Consider the following 3,719-nt stretch of genomic DNA (forward strand, 5'->3'; position numbering starts at 1 on the left):
GTGTCCCAGCCGCGGTTGGAGGGGAAGCCGGAGATCGCGTCCCTGCCCTCGGACACCAGCTCCCACAGGTCCTCCGCCGAAGCCACCCCACCCGGATACCGGCAACCGATCCCCACAATCGCGATCGGCTCGTGAGCGCGGTCCTCGATCTCCTGCAGGCGCTGACGCGTCTGACGCAAGTCGGTGGTCGCTCGCTTCAGATATGTGCGGAGCTTGTCTTCGCCTGCCACTGGAATGAACCCCTTGAGTGAAGTCGAGAAGGGAGCCTTCGGCGCATCGGATGAACGCGTCAGGGAGCGTTGAGCTCGTTGTCGAGCGCCTCGAACAGCTCCTCGTCCGAGGCTGTTTCGAGACTCTCGGCGGCTTGGGGGGCGAGCGCCGCACCATGCCGGTGGGACCACTGCCACAACAGGTCGTTGAGGCGCAGAGAGATCTCGGCGTCCTGAACCGGATCGGTCTCCAGTCGCGCCAGCGCGGCGGAGACCTTGTCGATCTCCCGGAGCACGGCTTTGCTCGTCGGCTCGTCATCGGCGTCCGGAACCAGCTGGCCACGCAGGAAATCGACCAGCGAGGCCGGTGTTGGATGGTCGAACGCGAGCGTGCTGGGCAGCCTGAGGCCGGTCACCGTGTTGAGCCGATTGCGCAACTGCACGGTGGTGAGCGAATCGAAGCCCAGGCTCTTGAATGTCTGGCCGAGGTCGAGGCCCGCAGGTTCGGGGTGAGCCAGAACGAGGGCGGTGGCGCTGCCGACGACGGCGAGAAGGCGCTCCCGCTGCTCGCGTTCGACGAGCGGTGCGAGTTGCTCCGACAGGCTCTGGGCGGTGTTGTCGCTGTCGTCCCGGCCGTCCTCCGCTTCCTTGCCACGAGAGGGAAGCGCAGCACGGGCCTTACGGGTCGGGGCGAGTACGGGCAGGCCCGTTGCCATGGCAGCGTCCAGGAGACCGAGCGCATCCTCGGTGGCAAGGGGCGGGAATCCGTCGCGGCTGACACCGGCCAGCGCAGCCGCGCTGAGGTGCCGCACCATGCTTGTCTCCGCTGCCCAGGGACCCCAGGTGAGGCTGGTGGCGGGGAGGTTCTGTGCGTGGCGGTGGTGGGCGAGGGCGTCGAGGAAGGTGTTGGCCGCCGCGTAGTTGGCCTGGCCGGGGGCGCCGAGGGTGCCGGCGATGGAGGAGAAGAGGACGAACGCGTCGAGGTCCATGCCCTCGGTGAGGCGGTGGAGGTTCCAGGCGGCGTCGACCTTCGGACGCATTACGGAGTCGAGCTGCTCCGGTGTGAGGTTCGTCAGCGTCGCGAGGTCGAGTACGCCGGCGGTGTGGATGACGGCGGTGAGGGGGTGTTCGGTGGGGATGGTGTTGATGAGGTGGGTGAGTGCGTTGTGGTCGGCGGCGTCGCAGGCGGTGAGGGTGATGTGGGCGCCGAGTGCGGTGAGTTCGGTGCGTAGTTGTTCTGCGCCTTCGGCTTCGGGTCCGCGTCGGCTGGTGAGCAGGAGGCGGGTGACGCCGTGGTGGGTGACGAGGTGGCGTGCGGTGAGCGCGCCGAGTGCGCCCGTACCGCCCGTGACCAGCACCGTGCCGTCTCGCATCGGGGTGGGCTGCGTCTTCGGCAGCGGTGTCGTAGCGAAGCTCGGCCTGCGTACCTTTCCGTCGCGTATGGCCAATTGGGGCTCGACGAGCGTCAGCGCGAGGGCGACAGCGTCGGCGGTGAGGGCCTGCCCTGCTGACGCCTGATCGGTGGTGGCGTCGATGTCGATGAGCGTGAAGCGGTCGGGGTGCTCGGCCTGAGCAGACCTGACCAGGCCCCAGACGGGTGCCTGCGCGAGATCAGGTGTCTCGGTTTCATCGACGGCGATGGCGCGATCCGTGAGCAGCACCAGGCGGCAGCCTGCGAATCGTGTGCTGCTCAGCCAGCGCTGGAGGAGACCGAGGACGTGATGGGTGGTCTCGCGGACCTGTGCGGGGACAGCAGCAGGGCCAGTAGGGTCGAGGGCCGCGGTGTCATCGGAGTACGGAGCAAGAGAAGCAACAGGAACAAGGATGACGTCCGGTGTGGGAAGGTCCGCGTCGCCGAGCGTCGACGTCAAGGCCTCGAAGTCGGGCAGACACGGCGCACCGGGGGCCAGCTGCGCGGCGACGGCGGGTGACGGGCTCAGCACGAGGGTGTGCGCCGGGAGTTCGGGCCGACGGGCGTTACCCGGGACGTCTGAGATTGCCTCCCATTCCAGGTGCAGAAGCGTGTTGCGTTCCCTCCGGGCAGTTCCGAGGGTGAGCCAGTGAGAGGTGTGCTGGAAGGGATAGCTGGGGAGGGGGGTGTGGGCTCCGGGAGCGGCAGGAGATCCGTGGACGAGATCAGCGCGGCTGATGGGATGGCCGTGGGCATGAAGGGTGGCAAGGGCGGTGGCCAGGGTGTGGGTGTCGTCGTGGTTCTTGCGGAGGGTGCCCGTGGTGAGGGTGTCCGGGGCGAGGGTGTCTTGGACGGCAGAGGTGAGAGTGGGGTGGGGGCTGGGTTCGATGTAGGTGGTGTGGCCGTCCTGGCCGAGAGCATGAATGGTGGGTTCGAAAAGGACTGGGCTGGCAAGGTTGCGGTACCAGTAATCGGCGTTGAGCTGGGTGGTGTCGAGGGGGGTGGCGGTCAGTGTGGAGTAGAAGGCGATGCTGCTGGGCTGCGGGGTGATGTCGGCGAGGAGCCGGTGCAGTTCGGCCCGGAGCCGGTGGACGTGGGGAGTGTGCGAGGCGTAGTTGACCGGGATGGTGCGGGCCTTGATGTCCTGGTCGTTGAGGTGGGCGACGAGCCTATGGAGTTCGGCAGGGTTGCCGGCGATGACGGTGTTGACCGGGCCGTTCAGAGCGGCGACGTGAAGGTCGTCGTAGTCGGCGAGAAGCGCCTGGACGTGCTCATGGGGGAGAGGCAAGAAGGCCATGCCCCCTGTGCCGGTGAGTGTGTGCAGCGTACGGGCACGCAAGGTGACGATCTTCGCGGCGTCCGTGAGGCTGAGGGCGCCGGCGATGTGGGCGGCGGCGATTTCGCCTTGTGAGTGGCCGATCACGGCGTCGGGGCGGATGCCGTGGTGCTGCCAGAGGCGGGCGAGTCCGGTCATGACGGTGAAGAGGACGGGCTGGGTGTAGTCGGTGCGTTCCAGAAGGTCGGTGCGGTCGCCCCACATGGCGTCCTGGAGAGGGTGTTCGAGGAGAGGCTCGAAGGCGGCGGCGATCTCGTCGATGGCTGAGGTGAAAGGCGGACAGCTCTCGTAGAGGTCATGGGCCATACCGGGGTACTGACTGCCCTGCCCGGGGAAGACGAAGACGGTTTTGCCGTGGGAAGTGGCGGTGCCGGTGACGAGGTTGTGGTGGGGCTCGTCCTTGCCGAGGGCCCGTAACGCCGGGAGCGCGTCGTGCCGTGCGCGCGCGGTGATGACGGCGCGGTGTTTGAAGAGGGTGCGGGTGGTGGCGAGGGCGTGGGCGATGGTGGGGAGGGGGAGTTGGGGGTGGTCTTCGATGTGTTGGGCCAGTTTGGTGGCTTGTTGGCGTAAGGCGTTGGGTGTCTTGGCTGAGAGGGGGAGTCCGATGGTGAGGTTGTGGGGTTCGGTGTCGGGTGCGTGGTGGGGGTGGGGTTCCGGTGTTGTCGTGGGGGGTGCTTGTTCGAGGATGGTGTGGGCGTTGGTGCCGCTGACGCCGAAGGCGGAGACGGCGGCGCGTCGGGGTCGGTCTGTGTGGGGCCAGGGG

General features: G+C 67.8%; 2 protein-coding genes. Both read right to left on the reverse strand.

From position 1 onward, the window contains the following. Positions 1 to 230, reverse strand: a 230-nt coding sequence (locus tag ACWIHY_RS40105; protein WP_454381674.1) for a polyketide synthase docking domain-containing protein, incomplete at its 3' end; no start/stop codon positions are given. Positions 231 to 289: 59 nt separating this feature from the next. Beyond that, positions 290 to 3,719 (reverse strand): SDR family NAD(P)-dependent oxidoreductase (locus ACWIHY_RS40110; RefSeq protein WP_454381675.1); only part of this gene is annotated, 3,430 nt, incomplete at its 5' end.

This window comes from Streptomyces sp. NPDC055287, assembly GCF_053646035.1.